This is a genomic window from Marinobacter sp. NFXS11 (assembly GCF_040148675.1).
Classification (GTDB): Bacteria; Pseudomonadota; Gammaproteobacteria; order Pseudomonadales; family Oleiphilaceae; genus Marinobacter.
The window spans coordinates 210,670-226,968 of sequence record NZ_JAGDDV010000003.1 but is presented as its reverse complement, the minus strand read 5'-3'; the positions used below and the strand labels follow the sequence as shown (position 1 = coordinate 226,968).

Annotated in this window: 14 protein-coding genes; 4 read left to right on the top strand and 10 right to left on the bottom strand. The window is 60.1% G+C overall.

Going from position 1 to position 16,299, the window contains the following annotated elements; all coding sequences use genetic code 11:
• The 3 genes from J3362_RS16670 (at nucleotide 1) to J3362_RS16660 (ending at nucleotide 3,049) form a co-directional block, all read left to right on the top strand.
• Complete coding sequence (locus J3362_RS16670) at nucleotides 1-948, top strand: ABC transporter ATP-binding protein (protein ID WP_349521258.1); 948 nt, start codon at nucleotides 1-3, stop codon at nucleotides 946-948.
• A complete protein-coding gene (locus tag J3362_RS16665) occupies nucleotides 948-1,691 on the top strand; it encodes an ABC transporter permease (protein WP_349521256.1) in 744 nt (247 codons plus the stop codon). Before J3362_RS16670 ends, J3362_RS16665 begins: the two co-directional genes overlap by 1 nt.
• Before the next feature lie 86 nt (nucleotides 1,692-1,777).
• Nucleotides 1,778-3,049 carry an MFS transporter gene (locus J3362_RS16660; protein ID WP_349521254.1) on the top strand — a complete coding sequence of 424 codons (1,272 nt, stop codon included), beginning with the start codon at nucleotides 1,778-1,780 and terminating at the stop codon, nucleotides 3,047-3,049.
• Nucleotides 3,050-3,067: 18 nt separating this feature from the next.
• Here J3362_RS16660 and J3362_RS16655 read toward each other — a convergent pair whose 3' ends face one another.
• The 10 genes from J3362_RS16655 to J3362_RS16610 form a co-directional block, all read right to left on the bottom strand.
• Nucleotides 3,068-5,053, bottom strand: a complete 1,986-nt coding sequence (locus tag J3362_RS16655) for a hypothetical protein (RefSeq protein ID WP_349521252.1) — start codon at nucleotides 5,051-5,053, stop codon at nucleotides 3,068-3,070.
• A gap of 21 nt (nucleotides 5,054-5,074) precedes the next feature.
• On the bottom strand, nucleotides 5,075-5,761 hold the full coding sequence (locus J3362_RS16650) for a DUF2959 domain-containing protein (RefSeq protein WP_349521250.1): 687 nt from the start codon (nucleotides 5,759-5,761) through the stop codon (nucleotides 5,075-5,077).
• Between the two features lie 152 nt (nucleotides 5,762-5,913).
• Nucleotides 5,914-7,602: an AMP-binding protein gene (locus tag J3362_RS16645; RefSeq protein WP_349521248.1), complete on the bottom strand. Its 1,689-nt coding sequence runs from the start codon at nucleotides 7,600-7,602 to the stop codon at nucleotides 5,914-5,916.
• A 52-nt stretch (nucleotides 7,603-7,654) separates the two neighbouring features.
• Nucleotides 7,655-8,230 carry a peroxidase-related enzyme gene (locus tag J3362_RS16640; protein WP_014576479.1) on the bottom strand — a complete coding sequence of 192 codons (576 nt, stop codon included), beginning with the start codon at nucleotides 8,228-8,230 and terminating at the stop codon, nucleotides 7,655-7,657.
• Nucleotides 8,231-8,244: 14 nt separating this feature from the next.
• Nucleotides 8,245-9,150, bottom strand: coding sequence for a hydroxymethylglutaryl-CoA lyase (locus J3362_RS16635; protein ID WP_349521245.1), 906 nt, complete (start codon nucleotides 9,148-9,150; stop codon nucleotides 8,245-8,247).
• Nucleotides 9,150-11,159 (bottom strand): acetyl/propionyl/methylcrotonyl-CoA carboxylase subunit alpha, encoded by a 2,010-nt coding sequence (locus J3362_RS16630; RefSeq protein ID WP_349521243.1) that lies wholly within the window; start codon nucleotides 11,157-11,159, stop codon nucleotides 9,150-9,152. The genes J3362_RS16635 and J3362_RS16630 overlap by 1 nt, the downstream gene beginning before the upstream one ends.
• 2 nt (nucleotides 11,160-11,161) lie before the next feature.
• On the bottom strand, nucleotides 11,162-11,968 hold the full coding sequence (locus J3362_RS16625) for an enoyl-CoA hydratase-related protein (protein ID WP_349521241.1): 807 nt from the start codon (nucleotides 11,966-11,968) through the stop codon (nucleotides 11,162-11,164).
• Nucleotides 11,969-11,982: 14 nt separating this feature from the next.
• Nucleotides 11,983-13,590, bottom strand: coding sequence for a carboxyl transferase domain-containing protein (locus tag J3362_RS16620; RefSeq protein WP_008170608.1), 1,608 nt, complete (start codon nucleotides 13,588-13,590; stop codon nucleotides 11,983-11,985).
• Between the two features lie 188 nt (nucleotides 13,591-13,778).
• Nucleotides 13,779-14,948, bottom strand: a complete 1,170-nt coding sequence (locus J3362_RS16615; protein ID WP_349521238.1) for an isovaleryl-CoA dehydrogenase — start codon at nucleotides 14,946-14,948, stop codon at nucleotides 13,779-13,781.
• A 23-nt stretch (nucleotides 14,949-14,971) separates the two neighbouring features.
• On the bottom strand, nucleotides 14,972-15,418 hold the full coding sequence (locus J3362_RS16610; protein ID WP_349521236.1) for a MerR family transcriptional regulator: 447 nt from the start codon (nucleotides 15,416-15,418) through the stop codon (nucleotides 14,972-14,974).
• Nucleotides 15,419-15,522: 104 nt separating this feature from the next.
• Between J3362_RS16610 and J3362_RS16605 the strand changes: the two genes are divergently transcribed.
• A complete protein-coding gene (locus tag J3362_RS16605) occupies nucleotides 15,523-16,284 on the top strand; it encodes a 3-hydroxyacyl-CoA dehydrogenase (RefSeq protein WP_349521234.1) in 762 nt (253 codons plus the stop codon).
• Nucleotides 16,285-16,299 lie beyond the last annotated feature (15 nt).

Below are 16,299 nucleotides of genomic sequence, written 5' to 3'. Positions count from 1 at the left end.
ATGATCGAACTGAAAAACGTTTCCCGCCGCTTTGGCGATGCTGTGGCGGTGGACCGGATAAACCTGACGGTCGAAACCGGCGAAGTGTGCGTGCTGGTGGGCAGCTCAGGCTGCGGCAAGTCGACCACCCTGCGGATGATCAACCAGCTGCTGCCCCACAGTGAGGGACAGATCCTGGTGGACGGTAACGATGTTACCGCCATGAACCCCGAGCAGCTGCGGTTGAACATGGGCTATGTGATTCAGGGCACGGGGCTGTTTCCACACTGGACGGTGGCCCGCAATATCGCCATGGTACCCCAGCTTCTGAAATGGCCACGGGAGCGGATCGACGAGCGCGTGCATGAGCTGCTGACGCTGCTGGATCTGGACCCAGCCACCCACGCCAACAAATATCCCCAGCAATTGTCCGGCGGGCAGGCTCAAAGGGTGGGCGTTGCCAGGGCGTTGGCCGCCAACCCCAATATTCTGCTGATGGACGAACCCTTCGGTGCGCTGGATGCCATCACCCGGGAGAACCTGCAGCTGGAGATGCTGCGTATCCAGAGTCAGCTGCGGAAAACCACCGTCTTTGTAACCCACGATATCGACGAAGCCCTGCGGCTGGCGACCCGCATTGCCGTGATGGATCAGGGCCGGATTATCCAGCACGACACGCCGGAGAACATTCTCCGGCGACCCGCCTCCGTTTTTGTAGAAAACCTCGTGGGCAAGCAGGACCGCGGCCTGAAACTGATGAGCCTGCACACCGTGCGGGATCTGATGGAGGCTTACCCTCAGCCCAGAGAGCCGGAACCCGGCGCCGACGGCCTCAAGGAAGACGACAGCCTGCGAGTGGCTCTCTCAATCATGCTCTGGCAGAACTGGAGCCAGGTGCCGGTGTTCAATGCCGATGGCCAGGAAACCGGAACCATCACCCGTGAACGCATTATCCAGGAAGGTGCCTGATGCGGGTTTGGCTGCCGCCTGTATTGCTGGCTGCGCTCCTGTGTGCCCTGAGCGTGGGCATGCCGGCTCTCGAACCGCTTTTCGAGTGGGTGCAGCCCGATAAACAGAATGTGATCTACGAGCGGGAGAGCTTTCTCTTTCTGCTCCAGAACCATCTGTTGCTAGTGGTGATTTCCGCCCTGGTTGGAACCGTCGCTGCGGTTGCCGGGGGTATCTTCGCCACACGCCCGGCTGGACGGGACTTTCTGCCGCTGGTTAGCCAGATTGCCTCGATCGGCCAGACCTTCCCGCCGGTGGCAGTGCTCGCCCTGGCGGTGCCGGTTCTCGGGTTTGGTGAAGCGCCGATTCTGGTGGCGCTGATTCTGTATGGCTTGCTGCCCATTTTGCGCAACACCCTGGCCGGTTTGGAGGGTGTCGATGCCACGGTAAGGCAGGCGGCGCTGGGTATGGGCATGTCGCCTTTTCAGGTGCTGTTGCAGGTGGAGTTGCCGCTGGCGGGCAGGGTGATCCTGGCCGGTATCCGGACCTCGGTAACCATCAATATTGCCACGGCCGCCATCGGCTCGACCATTGGTGCCCGAACCCTGGGGGATCCGGTGATCGCCGGTCTTGTCAACGGCAACACGGCCTATGTGTTACAGGGCGCGATTCTGATTGGCCTGCTCGCGCTGACGGTGGATAGCCTGTTCGAGGCCGCTGAGCAGGTATGGGACCGCCGGTTTCTGCCCCAGACTGCAGGCTGATCGCTGGAGCTGGCCATCCGCTGCTTTAAAAATCCTGCTTTGATGTTTAGTCTGACGGAGATGGACAGCGCAAGGAGCACAGCGGAATGAAGTTTCCTTCGAGCACGTCATTTGCACTCCTCGGCGCAGCATTGATCGCGATCAGCTATGGTCTCGCGCGCTTTGCGTTCGGTCTGTTCGTTCCCCCGATCCGGGAAGACCTGGGGTTGGCGCCGGATGTGATCGGTGTGATCGGTGCGCTGCCGCTGATCAGTTTCGTATTTGCGACCCTGGTTGCGCCGCTCTCGGCTGATCGTCTCGGCGCCCGCAATACCGCCATGGCCTCCGGTATTTTTGGGGTTCTCGGGCTGGCGTTGATCAGCCAGGCCGTGGGGGCCGTCTCCCTGGGGGTTGGTGTTGTCCTCTGTGGTATCTGCACGGGCCTGATGATGCCAGCTCTCACAGCCGCCATGCAGGCGCTGGTGAGACGTTCGATGCATGGCCGGGTAAGCTCGGTGATGAATGCAGGCACCAGTATCGGTGTCGTCGTTGCTGTGCCGACGATCCTGTTCCTCGCCGGGGCCTGGCGCTATGCCTACGCCTCCTTTGCCGTGTTGGCAGTAATTGGCGTTATTGCTACCTGGTTTTTCATTCCCTCCGTATCCCGCGTCGTGCCAGCCAACGCTGCGCCGGCGCAGCCAGTCAGTGCGGATCAGTGGTGGCGGCTGTTAAGACTTTCGCTGTTCGCGTTCATGATGGGTTTCGTATCTGCCGCCTACTGGATTTTCGCACCCGATCTTGTGGTTAATCTGGGGGCTATGCCATCCGATGCCACGGCCTGGCTGTGGTTGGGGGTCGGTATTGCTGGCCTTGGCGGCGCGGTGGTGGCCGATCTGGCCGACCGGAACAACCCGCCGGTTACCCAGGCCCTGATGCTGATGACACTGGCCGCTAGCCTGGCGTTGCTGGCGGCCAGCCCGGACAACCTGTTAATTTCGGCGTTTTCCGCGCTGGTGTTTGGTCTGGCCTATATGAGTCTGACCGGGCTGTATTTGATGACTGGCATTCGCCTGTTACCGGGGCGGTTGTCCATGGGGCCCGTGCTGCCATTCATAGCAGTATCCCTGGGCCAGGCGGCTGGCTCGCCGGTGGTTGGTCTGTTGGTTGGCGGTGTGGGTTACGCGGATGCCTTTGCCATGTTCTGCGCGATCGGGATCGTCGTGGCCATGCTGTCGCCGTTTTATCCGCGGTATCTGGAATACGAGCCAGAGGAAGCGACGGAAGAAGATACCGGTCTGCAGGCCGCCTACGACTATCAGCTTCAGGACGAGGAGGGCGAGCCGCTGTCGCCGGTCACCGGCAAGACCGAGAGTTATTAGGGCGGATAACCGAGAACGTTACTCCTCGGATGTATCCCTCGGCGCCGCCCAGCTTGTGTAGCCCAGGTCCATAACCCGGGCGACTTCCCCATCGGGTATCGCCGAGAGGTCGCCCAGCTCTAACGTGTCGTAGTGGAAGGCGTAAAGTCTGGAAGTGAATTCGGCCACGGGCAGGGAGGCTTCACCGCGAAACTCGCCATTGCCGTGGGTGGAGCAGGTAATGCCCTGGCCCCAGTTCTGGCCGCTGTCGTTGTTGGGGTTGAAAAAGTACACCCGCATCTCGTTCTTCGGGCTCAGGGCAACGCGCAGGATATTGATGGCGTGCCTGCCCACAAAGCGGGCGGCGCTGTCTGTTACAGCAATCCCTGCCGGCTGGGCGTGAATGACCGGGATGTTGCCGTTGTAGAAGGGGTGGTAGCTCGCGTAGAAATGCCTGATAAAGCCCTCGTAGTCCTTCACCTCGCCGGTTTTTACATCGGTTACCGCTCGGAAGCCGTGGCTGACCCACCAACCGTAGAATTCGGGGTTGATCCAGCGGTGTGCGTCGTCGTCCCGGTTTTCACAGCGGCGCCACATCTCACCGTAGATGCGATCGAGGTGGGGAATAAGCACTAGCGATACCGGGTCCACATCCACCGGTGTGCCCTCCACCAGACCGGGCTCCAGGTCCCTGGAAGACACCTCCTGGCCCTCGAACCGGCTGAGTACTTCGTTATCCCTCGCCGCCCAGGTCAGCACCTGGAGCAGATAATCGGCCTCGTTCGACGCCCACATGGATAGGCCAATGGCAGACTGGCAGGTGGGGTTGTTGCCCTGACCAACGCCCAGCGGCTGGCCCAGCAGGTTGATAACCCCGGCCAGCAGGAATACCCGGGGTGGCCGGGCATCGCCAAACGCTTCTCTCAGAGCCTGATCGGTTTCCGCAGAGGGCTTGAGTTTGATTTGCCGCCACAGGGCCTGGGCCACAGAGGGTGTAAACAGCGATCCGCGCTCCAGCATCATGGTCAGGCCATAGACGGCCTGGCAGGTTTCCGGGTAGATGGCCTCGTCAATCAGGGCATGGACCAGGTCGGTGTAACAGTAGAGATCGTCCAGCCCGGTCATGGTCAGTCCCAGTGTGTTGGGGATGAGATCGTCCTGGCCGCTGGCGCGCAGAAACCGCAGCATCACCGCGTGGTAGGGAGAGGCCAGGCCGGTGTCGAACATGCTGCGGGCAAAGTAGGTGGCTTCGGAGGAGAGTGCCACGTCGTCCATGTCTCTCAGGCGCTGTTCGTATACGGCAAGGCCCGGGTCCTCGGCACTGGCAGGTGTGGGCGCGTACAGGGCTTTCACCAGGCGGGTAGCATCAGTGTTACGACGGGTTTTGATACTCGGGTCGTAGAGGCACTTGGCGATCTGCCCGATCATTTCGCAGATGCTGTCCACTTGAACCGGGCCCTGGTCCAGCAATCGCCAAACCTCGGCCACCAGGCTGTCCAGCAGGCTTTCATAGCCAAGATGGGAGATCAGATAACGATAGAGGTCCTGAACGATAGTGCCGAGCTGCTTGGGGCGTTCCCGGTCGGCTTCTGTGAGCGGGCCAGACAGAAGATCCAGGTTCAACGCCATTACCTGGGTGAGAAAATGGCGCGCCTGCTCAGCGGAAATCCCGGGATGGAAATATTTGCCACGAGTGACGGCCAGCATGCGCAATTCGCTGATCGCCTCCACAATAGTGGTAACGGCACCCGCTTCCCTCAGCGAGTGTTTGGCGAGCGCTGGTTGCAGCAGGGCTGGTCGGGCCCAGTCGCTGGTGCCGAAAATGCCGGCGGATTCGAGCGACCGCACGCGCCGGTAGATGGCGTCGAAGCCCCCCGGCAACGTCATCAGCATCCGTGTGCGCTCAAGTAGACTGAGGCTGGGGGCTTTGGGGTCTGCTTTGCGGGCGCGGGCAAAGTCTGCCAGCGCCATATCGAACTGCATCAATGCCGGCTTGAGCGCAGGATCTGCGTCTTGGCGCTCCATAGCGTTGGCTCCCTTGAGATATTACCCGCCCTGGCGAAAGCGTTGAATAAAGGCTTCAGACTCCGCGATTGATTGTTCCATATTGCGAATCAGGGAATCCACATCCTGACGGATGCTCACCAGTTCGTTTTCCAGCGAACCGATCGCCTGGGCATTCAGATTATGCTTAAGGTACAGCACCTGATCCTCAAATGCCTGCAACACCGGCTCCATCCTGTCCTCGGCATCGTGCATCCTGCTAATCAGTTGGCCGTACTGAACGCGGGTCTCTTTCAACTGTTGTTCACTGTTGCGGCGCAGTGACGCGCTCTCATACAGGCTGAGCTCGTCTTCCCATTCATCGAACAGGTCCTCGGCGACTTCTTCTACCTTGTCGATCCGGTCTCTAACCTCTTCGGCACTCGACAGGCTGTCTTCGTAGGCATCACTGATTTCGGCATATTGTTCCTTGAGCTCGGTGTCAGGTGTGTCCACCACACTCTGGAAACGCTCAAGTGACGAACGGAAGGTTTCCTGGGCGTCGTTCTGGCTGTCCCGGGCATCTTCGACCCGATCCACCAGGATGTCCCGCTTTTCATACCCGAATTTTTCCATGGTTTTGTAGTACACCGTGGAGCACCCGCCGAGGAGCGCCGTGCTGAGCAATAGCACCCAGAAACGTTGAAGGCTGGTTTTTGTTATCGAGTGGTCTGTTGCGGGGCTGGGCATAGGGACGTCTCCGGTTGCATGCTAATCAGAGAAGTGAAGCATGGCGGTAGAGCGCTGACAAGCACGGATTCGGCCCAGTTTGACCCGAGCGGAAAACGACAAACCCCGGCAAGAGCCGGGGTTTGTCAGAACAACCAAAGCAGGGGCCGTGGTTATTTCTTAAGTCCCATCTCCTCGATTGAAATCTCCCGCATCTTGAACTTCTGGATCTTCCCGGTGACTGTCATCGGGAACTCATCCACGAATTTGTAGTTCTTCGGGATTTTGAAGTGGGCGATCTTGCCTTTGCAGAACGCCTGGAGGTCCTCTGCAGTGACGGGCGCCGCTTCGGGTGCCAGTTTCACCCAGGCGATCAGCTCTTCGCCGTACTTGTCATCGGGAATGCCGGTTACCTGCACTTCTTCGATGGCCGGGTGGGTGTAGAGGAACTCTTCGATTTCTTTCGGGTAGATGTTCTCACCACCGCGGATGACCATATCCTTGATGCGGCCAACGATCTGGACGTAGCCTTCTTCGTCCATTGTGGCCAGATCGCCGGTGTGCATCCATCCGGCGCTGTCGATGGCCTCGCGGGTTTTCTCTTCGTTGTTCCAGTACTTCAGCATCACGCTGTAGCCACGGGTGCACAGCTCGCCGATCTCGCCACGCGGAACCACGTTGCCTGTGCCGGGATCAACGATCTTGGTTTCCAGGTGCGGCTGGGTGCGGCCCACGGTGGTAACCTGCTTCTCGAACGGATCCAGGGAGCTGGTCTGGGTGGAAACCGGGCTGGTTTCGGTCATGCCGTAGGCAATCTGAACCTCTTTCATGTTCATCTTGCCGTTGACCTTCTTCATCACCTCTGCCGGGCAGATGGAGCCCGCCATGATGCCGGTTCGCAGGCTGGAAAGGTCGTAGGTCTCGAATTCCGGCTCGGCCAGTTCAGCAATGAACATGGTGGGCACGCCGTACAGGGCGGTGGCCTTTTCCTGGTGCACGGCCTGCAGAACAGACTTGGGCTCGAAGCCTTCGCCCGGATAAATCATGGTAGAGCCGTGGGTGATACAGCCCAGGTTGCCCATGACCATGCCGAAGCAGTGGTACAGGGGCACCGGAATTACCAGGCGGTCTTTCTCAGTCAGGAGCTGGCTCTCGCCCACAAAGTACCCGTTGTTGAGGATGTTGTGGTGGGTGAGGGTAGCGCCTTTCGGGTTGCCAGTGGTGCCGGAGGTGAACTGGATGTTGATGGGGTCATCGAACTGCAGTCCGCCCTGGCGTTTAACCAGATCGTCCTGGGATACGTCGCTTGAGAAGCCCAGGAATTCCTTCCAGGTCCACATACCGTCGTGCTTGTCCTCGTGCACGTTTATCACGGCACGCAATTCCGGAACGTGGTCGGCCTTGAGCTTGCCAGGGGCGCTGCGCTTCAGCTCCGGTGCCAGCTCGTAGATCATCTCGCGATAGTTGGAGGCTTTGAAGCTGTCAGCCGTCACCAGTGTGGTGATGCCGGCCAGGTTCAGGGCGTATTGCAGTTCGTGGACACCGTAAGCCGGGTTGATGTTTACCAGGATGGCGCCGACTTTGGCGGTGGCGAACTGGGTAACGGTCCACTCGTAGCGATTGGGAGACCAGATGCCCACGCGGTCACCGCGTTTTACGCCTATGGCCATGAAGGCCCGGGCGGCTTCGTCGACTTTTTCAACAAACTCTTTGTAGGTCCAGCGAATGTCCTGGTGCAGGCACACCAGGGCTTCGTTGTCCGGGTATTTCTCGGCGGTGCGGTCGAGCATCTCACCGATGGTCATGCCCAACAGGGGCACTTCCGCGGTTCCACTGGTATAGCTTGGTAGAGTCTTGCTCATATCTCTGCCTCCATTGTTTTTGTATTCGAGGGCGAGCAGGGCGGTTTGCCTGCTAGCGACTCTGACTGTGATATTCGGGGTTCGGTTGCATATCGCTGGCAATCGCCACCCGGTTGGACATGTTGTAGAAACCGATCAGGTTGCTGAGATCCCAGATGCCGCGGTCGCTCAGACCGGCATCCCGCAGGGCCTGGATGTCGTCTTCGGTGACGGTGGCCGGCGAGCGGGTAAGGTGGGATGCAAAATCCAGCATCGCCCGCTGGCGCTTGTCGAGTTTGGCGCTGCGGTAGTTCATCACCATGTGCTCTCCCAGCTGGGGATCGCCGCTCAGCACCCGCACGGCAGCGCCGTGGGCGACCAGGCAGTAGAAGCATTTGTTCTCGGAGGAAACCACCACGGCCACCATTTCCCGCTCCAGCTTGGAGAGTTCACCTTCGCCGAGCATGAGCTCGTTGTACAGGCGGGTGAAGCCGTCCAGCTGTTTGAGGTTCTGGCTGTAGGCGGTGAGTACGTTCGGGATCATGCCCAGCTTTTCCTGGCAGATCTGGAAGTACTTCTGGGTGTCTTCCGGCATGTCGCTGATCTCGGGAATCGGCAGATCCAGCGCGACCACATTCTTGTTGCTCATAACTACTCCTGGTTTTAACAGTTACCGCCCATTGCCTGGCCGACTTTTGAACCGTTGTGACGGTTCAGCTGGCTACAGATCCAGTCGCCTGTGGCGACCAGCTTTTCAAGATCGACGCCGGTCTTGATGCCAAGGCCGTTAAGCAGGTATAGCACGTCCTCGGTTGCGACGTTGCCCGAAGCACCCTTGGCGTAGGGACAGCCGCCGAGGCCGGCGACGGAGGCATCGATAACGCTGACGCCTTCTTCCAGCACTGCATACAGATTGGCCAGCGCCTGGCCGTAGGTGTCGTGGAAGTGCGCGGCCAGTTTATCCATAGGCACATGCGCAGCGACGGCTTCGAGCATGCGCTTGGCTTTAATGGGCGTGCCCACACCAATGGTGTCGCCCAGGGAAATCTCGTGGCAGCCCATGTCGTACAGGGCCTTGGCCACGGTGGCCACCTGCTCCGGGGCAATGTCACCTTCGTAGGGGCAACCCATCACGGTTGAGACATAGCCGCGCACGGGGATTCCGTGTTTGCGTGCTTCCTCGACGACCGGCGCAAAGCGCTCGAGGCTCTCGGCGATGGTGCAGTTGATGTTCTTTTTGGTGAAGGATTCAGACGCGGCGCCGAATACGGCCACTTCGTCGGCCTTCGCCGCCAGCGCACCCTCGAACCCTCGCAGGTTCGGGGTGAGGGCGGAGTACCGAACGCCGGCCTTGCGGGCTATGCCGGACATGACTTCGGCGGCGTCGCCCATCTGGGGCACCCATTTGGGCGAGACAAAGCTGGCGGCCTCGATGTGGCTCAGGCCGCTGTCTGCCAGGCGGTCGATCAGCCCGGTTTTGATGGCCGTGGCGATCACCGGGCCGGGCTCGTTCTGGAGTCCGTCACGGGGGCTCATCTCAACCAGGCGAACCTGTTTGGGAAAGACCATCAGCCTGCCTCCTCTTGTTTCGCTTCAGGGTCATTCACCTCAATGGCAATCAGTTCGGCACCTTCGGAAACCTGGTCGCCTTCGGCGAAGAAGATTTCAGTGACCACGCCGTCGGCCGGGGCCTTGATGGCGTGTTCCATTTTCATGGCTTCCATGATCACCAGGCTCTGGCCCGCGGTGACCTTGTCGCCAACCTTGGCCTGCACGGCCACGATGGCGCCGTTCATGGGCGCGGCCAGGCTGCCTTCGCCGGCCATTTCCTCGAAGCCGTAGCTTTCCTTGTAGACGATGCAGTTGAAGGTGTCGCCTTCATAGAACAGCACCAGCTGGTCGTTGTGCAGGTTGCCGTGGATGCTGATGCGGTGGCCGTTGATGACCGCCTGCAGGTAATCGTCGTCCAGGCGGGCGGTGAGGTTATAGACGCTGTCACCCACGAAGACCTGATAGCGGTCGTCTCGCTCAAGCACTTTCAGATCGTGAATCTCTTCACCCACTTGGAGTTGCAGCGGTTGGGCAAACTCCGAGTTCATGCGCCAGCTGTTCTGGCGGCCGAACGGCGACCAGGGGTCGGTGCTGACCACTTCCCGGGATTTGCGCTGCTCCAGAACAAAACCGGCGGCCAGTACCAGGGCTTTGTGGGTATCCAGCCTGGATTTCGGGAACAGCAGTTCACGGTGATCGTCGATAAAGCCGGTGGTCAGGTCCGCTTCCCGGAACGGCTGGGCGTCTGCCAGGGCATGCAGGAATCGGATGTTGGTTTTCACGCCGGCGATGCGGTAGTGCTCCAGGGCCTGGACCATGCGGTTGATGGCCTGGTCGCGGGTTTCGTCCCACACGATCAGCTTGGCGATCATCGGGTCGTAGTGAATGCTGATGTCGTCGCCTTCGGTAACGCCAGTGTCTACCCGCACGTGGGCGCTTTCATCCGGGGTGCTCAGGTAGCGCAGGTTGCCGGTGGCCGGCAGGAAGTCCTGGTCCGGGTCTTCGGCGTAGATCCGCGCTTCCAGCGCGTGACCCCGGGTTTTCACCTGAGACTGCTCCAGCGGCAGGGCATCCCCCCAGGCCACTTTCAACTGCCATTCCACCAGATCCTGGCCGGTGACCATTTCGGTAACCGGGTGCTCTACCTGAAGGCGGGTGTTCATCTCCATGAAGAAGAATGAACCGTCTACGTCGTACAGGAATTCAACGGTGCCGGCACCCACGTAGTTGATGGCCTGGGCGGCTTTTACCGCCGCCTCGCCCATGGCTTTGCGGGTGTCTTCGCTCAGGCCCGGGGCTGGTGCTTCTTCCAGGACTTTCTGGTGACGGCGCTGCACGGAGCAGTCCCGCTCGGCCAGGTACACGCCCTTGCCATCCTTGTCGCAGAAGACCTGAATCTCAACGTGCCGTGGCTGGGTCAGATAGCGTTCGATCAGCATGTCCGGGTTGCCGAAGGCGTTCTTCGATTCCCGTTTGGCTGCGGCGAGCGCGTCGTCAAAGTCTTCCATACGCTCAACAACGCGCATGCCCTTGCCACCGCCCCCGGCGACGGCCTTGAGCAGCAGCGGGAAGCCGCATTTTTCGGCCTCGGCGCGGAGGGTTTCTGCGGACTGGTCGTCGCCGTGGTAGCCCGGCACCAGCGGCACGCCGGCCTTTTCCATGATGGCCTTGGCCGCGGACTTGGAGCCCATGGCAGCAATGGCCGAGGAGGGCGGGCCAATAAAGACAATGTTGTTGGCTTCACAGGCTTCGGCAAACCCGGTGTTTTCCGAGAGGAAACCGTAGCCCGGGTGAATGGCCTGGGCGCCGCTCTTTTTGGCAATCTCGATGATCTTTTCGGCCCGCAGGTAGCTCTCGGAGCTGGGTGCAGGGCCGATGTGGAAGGCTTCGTCAGCCATGGCCACGTGCCGTGCATTGGCGTCGGCCTCGGAATAGACGGCGACGACGCGAATGCCCATGCGGTGGGCGGTTTGTATGATCCGGCAGGCGATTTCGCCCCGGTTGGCGATCAGTATCTTGCTGAACATTGTTATTCTTCCTCCGGAACCCAGTTGGCCTTACGCTTGTTCAGGAAGGCGCTGAGCCCTTCCTGCCCTTCTTCACCCACCCGGATATCCGCGATGCGGTGTGCGGTGTCGTCAATCACGTCGTCGTTGATGGGCTTGTGGCTGACGGCGAATACCAGGTCCTTGGCGGCTTTCATGGCCTCGGGCCCGTTCATGGCCAGTTGCTGGAGCATCTCGTTGCAGCGGGCTTCCATGGCATCGACATCATCGCAGACGATGTGCACGAGGCCGTATTCCTGAGCCTGCTTGGCGGTGAATACTTCGGCGGAGATGAAGTACCGCCGGGCCTGGCGCTCGCCGATGGAGCGCACCACGTAGGGGCTGATCACGGCCGGAATCAGGCCGAGCTTCACTTCGCTGAGGCAGAAGCTGGATTTCTCGGTCGCGATGACGATGTCGCAGCAGGCGGCAAGGCCCACCGCGCCGCCGAAAGCGGCGCCCTGGACCAGGCCGATCACGGGCTTGGACAGGTGGTTGAGTACGTTCATCAGCCGCGCCAGTTCCCGGGAATCGTCCAGGTTCTCCTGGCGGCTGTTCTCGGCCATGCGGCGCATCCAGCCAAGGTCGGCCCCGGCGGAGAAGTGCTTGCCTTCGGAGCGCAGGATAACAACCTTCACGCTGTTGTCGGCATTCACCTCGGTGAGGGTGCTGATCAGCTGCTGGATGATCACGTCGTCGAAGGCGTTGCGTTTGTCTGGGCGGTTGAGAACCACCTCGGCAATGCCTTCGTCGCGACGTTTGAGCAGAACTGCGGATTCGTTGTCTGTCATGTCAGTCTCCCCGATTACATCCGGAACACGCCAAAGCGTGTCGGCTTGGCGGGTCGGTTAAGGGTGGCAGACAGGCTCAGGGCAACCACCTCCCGGGTCTGGGCCGGGTCGATGACGCCGTCGTCCCAGAGGCGGGCACTGGCGTAGTAGGGGTGGCCCTGGTGTTCGTAGGTGTCGATGATCGGCTTCTTGAATTCAGCTTCTTCCTCGGCGCTCCATTCCTGGCCCTTGCGCTCCATGCCTTCACGGCGAACGGTGGCCATAACGCCGGCGGCCTGTTCGCCGCCCATCACCGAGATGCGGGCATTCGGCCACATCCACAGGAAGTCGGGGCTGTAGGCGCGTCCGCACATGCCGTAGTTGCCCGCACCAAATGAACCACCGATCAGCACGGTAATCTTGGGCACGTTGGCACAGGCTACGGCCATGACCATTTTGGCACCGTGCTTGGCAATGCCTTCGGATTCGTATTTCTGGCCAACCATGAACCCGGTGATATTCTGCAGGAACAGCAACGGGATGTTGCGCTGGCAGCACAATTCAACAAAGTGGGCGCCTTTCTGGGCGGCTTCGCTGAACAGGATGCCGTTGTTGGCGATGATGCCCACCGGGTAACCGTGGATATGGGCGAAGCCGGTGACCAGGGTCTGGCCGTAGTAGCGTTTGAATTCGTCAAACTCAGAGCCGTCGACGGTGCGGGCGATGACGTCACGCACGTCGAACTGTTTGCGCAGGTCGGTGCCGACGATGCCGTAGATTTCCTCGGCGTCGTACAGCGGCGCCTTGGGCTTGCGGATTTCCACATCCGTTGGCTTGCGACGGTTCAGGTTGGAAACGCTGCGCCGGGCGATTTCCAGGGCGTGGGCGTCGTTCTCGGCGTAATGGTCGGCAACACCGGAGATTTTACAGTGCACGTCGGCGCCACCGAGGTCTTCGGCGGTCACTACTTCACCGGTGGCGGCTTTCACCAGCGGCGGGCCGGCCAGGAAGATGGTGCCCTGGTTGCGGACGATGATGGATTCATCGGCCATGGCGGGCACGTAGGCGCCACCGGCGGTGCACAGGCCCATAACGACGGCGATCTGCGGGATGTCGTCGGCAGACATGCGGGCCTGGTTGTAGAAGATGCGGCCGAAGTGGTCACGATCCGGGAAGACTTCGTCCTGGCGGGGCAGGTTGGCGCCGCCGGAGTCGACCAGGTAGATGCACGGCAGGCGGTTCTGCAGGGCGATTTCCTGGGCGCGCAGGTGTTTCTTCACGGTCAACGGGTAGTAGCTGCCGCCTTTTACGGTGGCGTCGTTGGCGATGATCATGCATTCGGTGCCGGAGACGCGGCCCACGCCGGCGATCACACCAGCAGCCGGGACTTCTTCATCGTAAACGTTGTATGCGGCGAACTGGCCGATTTCCAGAAACGGGGAGCCGTCGTCCAGAAGGCGGTTGATGCGCTCTCTGGGGAGGAGCTTGCCACGGGCGATGTGGCGCTCCTGGTAGGAGGGGCCGCCGCCTTGCTGGATGGTGGAAACTTTGTCGCGCAGGTCGGCTACGGCCTGGGCCATGGATTCCTGGTTGGCCTGGAACTCTTCGGACCGCGGATTGATTTTGCTTTGGAGTATGGTCATTTTCCCTGCCTTCTTATTCGGGGGCATCCGGGCGTGACGGGTGTTCCTCCCGGGAACCGCTACGAGCACATCCATGTGCGCTTGACTGCGGCCATCCATGGCCGCAGACATTCCCGGGAGGAACACCCGCCACGCCCTCGGCGTACCGAGGGAGTTATCTTCCGTAAATCGATGTGATCAGCGGCTGTTTACTTGTTCAGGTACAGCTCACGGCCGATCAGCATCCGACGAATCTCGGACGTTCCGGCACCGATCTCATACAGCTTGGCGTCCCGCAGCAGGCGGCCTGTCGGGTATTCGTTGATGTAACCGTTACCGCCGAGCAGCTGGATGGCGTCCAGGGCGATTTTGGTGGCCATTTCGGCGGAGTAGAGGATCGCGCCGGCGGCGTCTTTACGGGTGGTTTCCGCGCCTCGGTCGGCGGACATGGCAACCATGTAGACATAGGATTTGGCGGTGTTCATCCAGGTGTACATGTCGGCGACTTTGCCCTGGACCAGTTCGAATTCACCGATGGCCTGGCCGAACTGCTTGCGCTCGCGGATGTAAGGTACGACCACGTCCATAGCGGCTTGCATAATGCCCAACGGGCCGCCAGAGAGAACCAGGCGTTCGTAGTCGAGGCCGCTCATCAGGACCTTGGCGCCGTTGCCAACACCACCCAGGACGTTTTCCTTGGGTACTTTGCAGTCCTGGAAGACCAGTTCACAGGTGTTGGAGCCGCGCATGCCGAGTTTGTCGAGTTTCTGGTGGCGGCTGAAGCCCGGGGCGTCGCGTTCTACGATGAAGGCGGTCACGCCCCTGGAGCCGGCGGAGGTGTCGGTCTTGGCGTAGATAACGTAGGTGTTGGCATCCGGGCCGTTGGTGATCCACATCTTGTTGCCATTAAGGACGTAGTGGTCACCAGCGTCTTTGGCGGTCAGTTTCATGGAGATGACGTCGGAGCCGGCGTTGGGCTCGGACATGGCCAGGGCGCCAATGTGCTCGCCGCTGACGAGCTTCGGCAGGTATTTCTGTTTCTGTTCTTCGGTGCCGTTGCGGTGAATCTGGTTCACACACAGGTTGGAGTGGGCACCGTAGGAGAGGCCAACGGAGGCGGAAGCACGGCTGATTTCTTCCATGGCGATGACGTGCGCCAGGTAGCCCATGTCGGAGCCGCCGTATTCTTCGCTCACGGTGATACCCAGCAGGCCCATGTCGCCCATTTTCCGCCACAGGTCCATGGGGAACTCGTTGTTGCGGTCAATTTCCTCGGCGCGCGGTGCGATTTCGGATGCCGCGAAGCCGTTGATCTGCTCGCGGAGCATGTCGAGGGTTTCGCCGAGGCCGAAGTTGAGCTCTGAGTATTGTGATTTCATCGTTGGCTACCTTTGATTTTCTGTCATTTGTGTTCAGCGGTCTGCCTGGCTTCGTCGTTTGCCGGGGCCTGCTGTTTCTTTTTCTTCTGCAGCTCGGCCAGGGCTTCTCGGCACCGGGCTTCGGCTGTATCCATTTCCATTTCGGCCTGGGCAATGTCGTTTTTCTGCTGTTCCAGCTGAGCCCGTTTGTTTTCCAGGATGGTCAGCATCTTCAGCAGTTGTTTTTCATTGCCGCTGAGGGTTTCGTCCCACAGGTCGAACAATTCTTTGGTTTCCGCCAGGGAAAATCCCATTCGCTTACCGCGGAGAATAAGCTTCAGACGCACGCGATCCTTTGAACTGAAGATCCGTGTCTGCCCGCGCCGCGTGGGCCTGAGCAGTTCCTGATCCTCGTAGAAACGAATGCTCCGGGTTGTCACGTCGAACTCTTTGGCGAGCTCGCTGATGCTGTATGTCTGTTTAATGTCCATTGGGATTTCCTTTTTAGACTTAGGTTAGATAAAGTTTACGTAAACGTAAAGTAGTTTTAGGGTCCGATTTTTAACAAACAGAATCCTGAAAAGGGGAGTGAACGATGGAATTCAAAAATGTGGCAGCCATTGTAACAGGCGGGGCTTCCGGACTGGGCGAGGGTGCGGCTCGCGCACTGGCCGCTTCCGGCTGCAAGGTCGCTATCCTTGATCTTCAGCAAGAGCAGGGTGAGAAGGTGGCTGCGGATATCGGCGGCATCTTCCTGAAATGCGATGTGAGTTCCCCGGACAGCGCCGAAGCGGCCATTAATGCCGCCCGGGAGGCCCACGGCCCCTGCGGTATCGCCGTGAATTGCGCCGGTATTGCAACGGCTTCGAAGATTCTGGGCCGCGAGGGCGTGATGCCCCTGGAGAACTTCAGCAAGGTAATTCAGGTGAACCTGATTGGTACCTTTAACATTCTGCGCCTGGCCGCAGCGGACATGGCCCAGCGTGAACCCAATGCCGATGGTGAGCGCGGTGTGATTATCAACACCGCTTCGGTCGCTGCCTATGAGGGACAGATTGGCCAGGCTGCCTACAGTGCCTCCAAGGGCGGTGTGGTATCGCTTACCCTGCAGTCGGCCCGTGAGCTGGCTCGCGAGGGCATCCGTGTAAATACGATTGCACCGGGCCTGTTCATGACACCCATGATGGCAGGAATGCCCGACGAAGTTCAGGAAAGCCTGGCAGCCACGCTGCCGTTCCCGAAGCGTCTCGGTAAGCCGGAAGAGTTTGGCATGATGGTGGACCAGATGGTGCGCAACCCGATTCTCAATGGCGAAGTGATTCGTCTGGACTGCGCGCTCCGCATGGCGCCCAAGTGAAGCATTCAATTGCAG

Bases quoted from the DNA above. Each gene is read 5' to 3' on its own strand.
- J3362_RS16630 (WP_349521243.1), bottom strand. From the start codon at position 11,159: ATGTTCAGCAAGATACTGATCGCCAACCGGGGCGAAATCGCCTGCCGG.
- J3362_RS16605 (WP_349521234.1), top strand. From the start codon at position 15,523: ATGGAATTCAAAAATGTGGCAGCCATTGTAACAGGCGGGGCTTCCGGA.
- J3362_RS16610 (WP_349521236.1), bottom strand. From the start codon at position 15,418: ATGGACATTAAACAGACATACAGCATCAGCGAGCTCGCCAAAGAGTTC.
- J3362_RS16620 (WP_008170608.1), bottom strand. From the start codon at position 13,590: ATGACCATACTCCAAAGCAAAATCAATCCGCGGTCCGAAGAGTTCCAG.
- J3362_RS16645 (WP_349521248.1), bottom strand. From the start codon at position 7,602: ATGAGCAAGACTCTACCAAGCTATACCAGTGGAACCGCGGAAGTGCCC.
- J3362_RS16615 (WP_349521238.1), bottom strand. From the start codon at position 14,948: ATGAAATCACAATACTCAGAGCTCAACTTCGGCCTCGGCGAAACCCTC.
- J3362_RS16625 (WP_349521241.1), bottom strand. From the start codon at position 11,968: ATGACAGACAACGAATCCGCAGTTCTGCTCAAACGTCGCGACGAAGGC.
- J3362_RS16670 (WP_349521258.1), top strand. From the start codon at position 1: ATGATCGAACTGAAAAACGTTTCCCGCCGCTTTGGCGATGCTGTGGCG.
- J3362_RS16650 (WP_349521250.1), bottom strand. From the start codon at position 5,761: ATGCCCAGCCCCGCAACAGACCACTCGATAACAAAAACCAGCCTTCAA.
- J3362_RS16635 (WP_349521245.1), bottom strand. From the start codon at position 9,150: ATGGTCTTTCCCAAACAGGTTCGCCTGGTTGAGATGAGCCCCCGTGAC.
- J3362_RS16655 (WP_349521252.1), bottom strand. From the start codon at position 5,053: ATGGAGCGCCAAGACGCAGATCCTGCGCTCAAGCCGGCATTGATGCAG.
- J3362_RS16640 (WP_014576479.1), bottom strand. From the start codon at position 8,230: ATGAGCAACAAGAATGTGGTCGCGCTGGATCTGCCGATTCCCGAGATC.
- J3362_RS16660 (WP_349521254.1), top strand. From the start codon at position 1,778: ATGAAGTTTCCTTCGAGCACGTCATTTGCACTCCTCGGCGCAGCATTG.
- J3362_RS16665 (WP_349521256.1), top strand. From the start codon at position 948: ATGCGGGTTTGGCTGCCGCCTGTATTGCTGGCTGCGCTCCTGTGTGCC.